Raw genomic sequence first — 6,209 nt, 5'->3', positions numbered from 1 at the left:
TGTCGCGGGCTGCCGAGAACATCTACTGGATGGCGCGCTATCTGGAACGCGCCGAGAACACCGCGCGCCTGCTCAGCGTCCAGACGGAAACGCGGCTGGATCACCCCGATCCCGCCGAGGCCGCCTGGGAAACGGTGCTGAGCGTCACCGGCACGTCCGGCGACTTCCGCAGCCACGGCCTCGACTGCAGCGAACAGGCCGTGGCGGAGTTCCTGCTGAACGATCCCCGCAACCCCTCGTCGGTGCTCAGCATCTGCGCCCGGGCGCGCGAGAACAGCCGCACGCTGCTGGAAATCCTGCCGCGCGAAAGCTGGGAAGAGATCAACCGCCTTCACCAGCGCACGGCCGAGCCCGACATCGCGGTGTCGCAGCGCCGCAGCGAGCACCTGCGCGAGATCATCGCCCGCATCCAGGCCCTGACCGGCCTGTTCCTGGGCGGCATGAACGATGACGAGGGCTATGCCTTCCTGCGCCTCGGCCGCGCCATCGAGCGGGCGGATTTCGCGACGCGCGTCATGCTGGGAAACTTCCACGTCATCGAACAGGGCACCGACGACAGTCAGGTCATCCGCGGGGCCGACTGGGTGGGCGTGCTCAGGTCGCTGACGGCCTTCCAGATGTTCCGGCGCGCCGTGCAGGGGCCGGTCACCGGTCCGAGGGTCGTGCGCTTCCTGATCTGCTCGTCCGTCTTTCCCCGCTCGGTCGCCTATTGCACCCAGGAGATCCGGCAGGCGCTTTCGCGGCTGCCCCGGTCCGGGCCGATCACGGACACCGTGGACGGGCTGTCCTCGCGGCTTGTCTCGGAGTTCTGCGTTTCGAGCGAGGAGCGTGACGCCAGCCCCCTTCTTGCCCGGCTGCAGTCCGAACTGGCCGAACTGCACGGCATGATCTCGGCGGATTACTTCACCCTTCGCGCAAGCGCGCCGCCCCAAAGCCAGCGGCAGCGCCAGAGTGCCTGAAAGCCGGCCGCCGCCCCGGGTGCCGCGACGGCAGGGCCCGCGCGGCACCCGGAGGATGGCATTTCGGGCTGACTTTTGTTGGTTCCTCGTCCATAGCCCCTCGGAAACCTGATCCGCTCTCGTGCCGTTCTCTCGGCGGGACCCCGGGACGCCACGAAAGGCGAAGACCTGCAGATGCCGCAACGCGACCTTCTGGACATCATGCTCAGGCGCCAGAAGGTGCTGGCGGATTTTGCGGATTTCGCGCTGCAATCCGACGATCTGGACGAGGTGCTGCAGGAAGCCTGCCGGCTGGTGGCCGCCGCCATGGGAACCGAGCGCGCCAAGGTGCTGGAGATCGAGGAAGGCGGGGACAGCCTGTTCCTGCGGGCCGGGATCGGCTGGGCGCCGGGCGACGTCGGGCGCCTTCGCCTTTCGATGCAGGACCATTCCTCGGAATCCTTCGCCATCAGGGCGCGCGAGCCGGTGATCACCCGCGACATCGCCCGCGAGGACCGCTTCGAGGTGCCCGCCTTCATGAAGAAGGAAGGCATCGTCGCGCTGGTGAATGTCCCGATCTTCCTGCCCCGGCAGGGCGCCTTCGGCCTGCTGCAGGTGGACGACACGCGCCCGCGCGACTTCGACGGGCATGACAGCGCCTTTCTGCGCACCTATGCGGGCATCCTCGGGCCCATCGTGGACCGGCTGCTCAAGCTGCAGCACCTGCGCGCGACCGAGGAGCGCTTCCGCCTGACCGTCGAGACGGCGGCGGATTACGCCATCTTCGTCACCGACGCCGAGGACCGGATCACCGACTGGCTGCCCGGCGCCGCCGCCGTCTTCGGCTGGACTGCCGAGGAGGTCCGGGGAAAGCCCTCGGCCATGCTCTATACCGCCGAGGACCGCGCAGCGGGCGTGCCCGGACAGGAAAGGGACACCGCCCTGCGGCAGGGCACCGCGCCCGACGTGCGCTGGCACCTGCGCAAGGACGGCTCGCAGGTCTTCATCGAGGGTTCGCGCCGCGCCCTGGGCCACATGCCGGGTGGGGGCTTCCTGAAGATCGGGCAGGACGTGACCGAACGGCGCCTGGCCGACGAGCAGCTGCGCGCCAGCGAGGAGCGCCTGCGCCTGGTGGGCGAACTGGCGCCGGCCCTGCTGTGGCAGGCGGACCCCACGGGCGACAGGATCGAGCTGAACGGGCGCGCCCTCGGCTATCTGGGGCAATCCCCCGGCGAGTTGCAGGCGGGCGGCTGGCTGGACTCGGTCCACCCCGAGGACCGCGAGACGACGGCGCGGGCCTTTGCCGAGGCCTTCCGCTCGGGCCAGCCGCTCGAGATTCAGTACCGGCTGCGCGGGCGCGACGGCGGGTATCACTGGTTCCTGTGCCGCCAGGTCCCCTGGCAGGATGCGAACGGGCGGCTTGCCGGGTGGTTCGGGGCCGCCCTCGACATCGACGAGCTGCGCCAGCTGCAGATGCGCCAGGAGGTGCTGGTGGCCGAGCTTCAGCACCGCACCCGCAACCTGATCGGCGTGGTCCGGTCCGTCGCCCACCAGACCATGGACGAGACCGGCTCGATCGAAGCCTTCCGCGAGGCCTTCGACCACCGGCTCAGGGCGCTGTCGCGGGTGCAGGGGCTGTTGTCGCGGGCCGAGCACGAGCCGATCACCCTGCGCGCGCTTCTGACCCTGGAACTGGATGCGCTCGGCGCGACCGAAGGGCAGCGGCTGCCGCTGCAGGGTCCGCCCGTCCGCATCCGCCCGTCCCATGCCCAGACCCTTGCGCTGGCGCTGCACGAGCTGGCCACCAACGCCCGCAAATACGGCGCGCTGTCCGAGGCGGGCGGCCGGCTTGCCATCCGCTGGGAACTGCGCGACGGCCCGGCGGGGCGGCATCTGCACATCGACTGGCACGAGGACGGGCTGAACCGCGCCGGGGCCGGCCCGGCGGAGCCCCGCGCCGACGGGGGATACGGGCGCGTCCTCATCGAGCAGGCCCTGCCCCATTCCCTGGGCGCCCGCACCACCTATGCGCTCGGGCCGACCGAGCTGCGCTGCACCATCGACCTGCCGCTCGACGCCGGCACCTCGGGGAGGTCCTGACCATGACCACCGTCGCATCCCTTTCGGGACGGCACATCCTGCTGGTGGAGGATGACTTCATCATCGCGCTCGACCAGGCCGCCATGCTGGAAGAAGCCGGCGCCCGCGTCGTCGGGCCCGCCCCGACCGTCGCCGCGGCCCTGGACCTCGTCGCCAGGTCCGAGCATCTCGACGGGGCGGTCCTGGACGTCAACCTGCGCGGCGAGACCTCCTATCCCGTGGCCGATGCGCTCAGGACCAGGTCGGTGCCCTTTGTTTTCCTGACCGGCTATGATCCGTCCATCATCGCGGCGGATTACGCCGATGCCCCGGTCTGCGAAAAGCCGCTGGACCTTCAGCGCGTCGTCCGGGGGATCTTCGGCTAAGCGGCCTTTCCCGGTCGGGCCTACGCGACGGGCGCGCGCATCGCGGGCCCGAGGCCATCCGCGCATGGGGGAAGCGCGCCCACGGCCTTGACCAGCCGGCCGAGGTTGAGGGGCTTTTCGAAGACAGGGGCCTCACCCCAAGCGGCGGGAAGCGCGGCGCGGTCATAGCCGGTGGCGAACAGGAACGGGATGCCGCGGGTGGACAGGGCCTCGACCAGCGGCGCCACCGCCACGCCGCGCAGGTTGACATCAAGAACGGCGGCGTCGATGCGCGCGCCCCCGTCCAGACCCGCCAGCGCGCTTTCCACCGTGGGGAAGGGCCCGACCAGCCGGGCGCCCGCGCCGGACAGGGCGCGCGACAGTTCCTCGGCCTGGAAGAACTCGTCCTCGACCACCATGACGGAACGCCCCCGGAGGGACGTGCGGAGTCGTTGGTCCATGGCTTCCTCCCTCGACAAGGCGTCCGCAGGCCGCCGCCTCGGCATCATGGCAGCCCTGCCGACGGCTGCAATGCCCCGGATATGCGCAACGAGGATCCGCCTCAAGCCGGACCTGCGCCCGATCGGCGGGGATGGGCCGAAAGGACGCCGTCCGGTCAAGGGCGCGCCCCCGCGCGGCCTTGCCGATCCCGCCCGCCCGTGGAACCTTCCGCCTTGACGCCGATTGAGCTTGGCTCTGGCCACCGGTGCCGCCGCCAGTCCCCCGCGACGCGAAGCCTTCAGGATCCCTCCATGCAACTGTTCGAATGCCAGAACTGCCGGCAGACGCTTCATTTCGAGAACCGCTTCTGCGGACGCTGCGGCCACCGCCTGGGCTATGTCGCGGCCCGGCAGGCGCTGGTGGCCCTGCAGGCGCGGGACGGCGCGTGGTGTCCCATCGACAGGCCGGGGGAAGCCTACCGCTTCTGCGCCAATGCCGGTCACGACGTCTGCAACTGGCTTGTCGCCTCGGGCGATCCCCATGCCTTCTGCGAGGCCTGCCGGCACAACCGGATGATCCCGGACCTGTCGGTCGCGGGAAACCTGGAACGCTGGCGCCGGATCGAGGCCGCCAAGCACCGGCTGTTCTATTCGCTGATCCAGTTCCGGCTTCCGCTTGCCACCCGCGCCGAGCATCCCGAGGGGCTGATCATCGACATGATCGCCGACCCCGATGACCCCACGGCCGAGCGGGTGCTGACCGGGCACGCCTCGGGGCTGATCACCATCAACATCGCCGAGGCCGACGACGCCGAGCGCGAAAGCAGGCGCGCCGGGATGGGCGAGCTTTACCGCACGGTGCTGGGTCATTTCCGCCACGAGGTCGGGCATTACTACTGGGACCGCCTCGTGCGCGACGGCCCGCCCGAGATGCTGGGACGCTTCCGCGCGCTGTTCGGCGACGAGCGCGAGGATTACGCCGCCGCGCTCAACCGCCATTACGAACAGGGGCCGCCCCCCGACTGGCGCGACCGCTGCATCTCGGCCTATGCGACCGCCCATCCGTGGGAGGATTTCGCCGAAACATGGGCGCATTACCTGCATATCGTGGACACCCTGGGCACCGCCAATGCCTTCGGCCTCGGGCTGCGCCCGCAGGTCGCGCAGGCGCACGAGCTTGCCACGCGCATCGACTTCGACGCCTACAAGGCCGACAACGTCGATGCGCTGGTCGAGGTCTGGCTGCCGCTGACGCTTGCGGTCAATTCGCTGAACCGCAGCATGGGCCTGCCGGACCTTTATCCCTTCGTGCTGTCCGCGCCCGTCATCACCAAGCTCGGATTCGTGCATGATCTCGTCGCCTCTGCCCAAAGGGCGGGCAGAGGCGGCACGGGAACCTTTTCGCCCGACGGCTCGCTTGTTCGATGATGATGCCCGTGCGACCGCTTGATCCACACGGGGGATGCATCGTCTGCCTGTCGGGGGCGCCATGGGGATCTGCTGGAAGGACTATCCGGTCAACGGCTTCCACGACGAGGTGATCCTCGCGCCCGGCCAGCCGCGACCGGGCGCCGAGGCGCTTTGCGCCTATCTCGCCTCGCTGGACGACGCCCGGCTGGCCGAGCGCGTGGCCTCGGCCGAGGCCGGCATCCGCCTGATGGGCATCACCTTCCGGGTCTATGGCGACGACGGCGGCTCTCTGGACCGCCACTGGCCTTACGATCTCATTCCCCGCATCCTGCCGCTGCCCGAATGGCGGCGGATCGAGGCGGGGCTGAAGCAGCGCGCATTGGCGCTCAACCTCTTCATCGACGACGTTTATCACGACCAGCGGGCCTTTCGGGACGGGATCGTCCCGCGCGAGCTTCTGGCGACCTCGAAGAACTTCCGCCCCGAATGCATGGGCGTCTCGCCGGCCCACGGGGTCTGGGCGCATATCTGCGGCTCGGACCTGGTGCGCGACCGCGACGGGACGGTCTATGTCCTCGAGGACAACCTGCGCGTCCCCTCGGGCGTCAGCTACATGCTTGAAAACCGCCAGATCACCAAGCGCTGCTTCCCCGAGCTGTTCCGCCGCGCACGCATCCTGCCGGTGGACGACTATCCGTCGCAGCTTCACGCGATGCTGGCCTCGCTGAGCCCCCGCCCCGGCGACGAGCCGCAGATCGTCGTGCTGACGCCGGGCATCTACAACTCGGCCTATTACGAGCACAGCTACCTCGCGCAGCGGATGGGGGTCGAACTGGTCACCGGCGCCGACCTGTTCGTGGACGATGACGACTGCGTGCAGATGCACACCCTGTCAGGCCCCCGCCGGGTCGATGTGATCTACCGCCGCGTGGACGACCTGTTCCTCGATCCCGAGGCCTTCCGCCCCGATTCCATGC

Annotated in this window: 6 protein-coding genes; 5 read left to right on the top strand and 1 reads right to left on the bottom strand. The window is 69.7% G+C overall.

Annotated elements, in window-relative coordinates:
- The 3 genes from ACFFII_RS08525 to ACFFII_RS08515 form a co-directional block, all read left to right on the top strand.
- The coding region (locus ACFFII_RS08525; RefSeq protein WP_377698465.1) for an alpha-E domain-containing protein at positions 1–959 on the top strand (959 nt) is incomplete at its 5' end.
- A 174-nt stretch (positions 960–1,133) separates the two neighbouring features.
- Positions 1,134–3,038, top strand: a complete 1,905-nt coding sequence (locus tag ACFFII_RS08520; protein WP_377698464.1) for a PAS domain S-box protein — start codon at positions 1,134–1,136, stop codon at positions 3,036–3,038.
- Between the two features lie 2 nt (positions 3,039–3,040).
- Positions 3,041–3,403, top strand: coding sequence for a response regulator (locus ACFFII_RS08515; protein WP_377698463.1), 363 nt, complete (start codon positions 3,041–3,043; stop codon positions 3,401–3,403).
- A 20-nt stretch (positions 3,404–3,423) separates the two neighbouring features.
- On the opposite strand, the gene ACFFII_RS08510 is transcribed toward ACFFII_RS08515, so the two are convergent.
- Complete coding sequence (locus tag ACFFII_RS08510) at positions 3,424–3,843, bottom strand: response regulator (RefSeq protein ID WP_377698462.1); 420 nt, start codon at positions 3,841–3,843, stop codon at positions 3,424–3,426.
- A gap of 291 nt (positions 3,844–4,134) precedes the next feature.
- Between ACFFII_RS08510 and ACFFII_RS08505 the strand changes: the two genes are divergently transcribed.
- A complete protein-coding gene (locus ACFFII_RS08505) occupies positions 4,135–5,250 on the top strand; it encodes a zinc-binding metallopeptidase family protein (RefSeq protein WP_377698461.1) in 1,116 nt (371 codons plus the stop codon).
- A 34-nt stretch (positions 5,251–5,284) separates the two neighbouring features.
- Positions 5,285–6,209, top strand: a 925-nt coding sequence (locus ACFFII_RS08500) for a circularly permuted type 2 ATP-grasp protein (RefSeq protein WP_377698460.1), incomplete at its 3' end; no start/stop codon positions are given.

Origin of the sequence: Paracoccus niistensis, from assembly GCF_042432925.1 — a bacterium.
GTDB classification, from domain to species: Bacteria; Pseudomonadota; Alphaproteobacteria; order Rhodobacterales; family Rhodobacteraceae; genus Paracoccus; species Paracoccus niistensis.
Note: the sequence above shows the minus strand (reverse complement) of the source record. Positions and strands in the feature narration are given on the sequence as shown.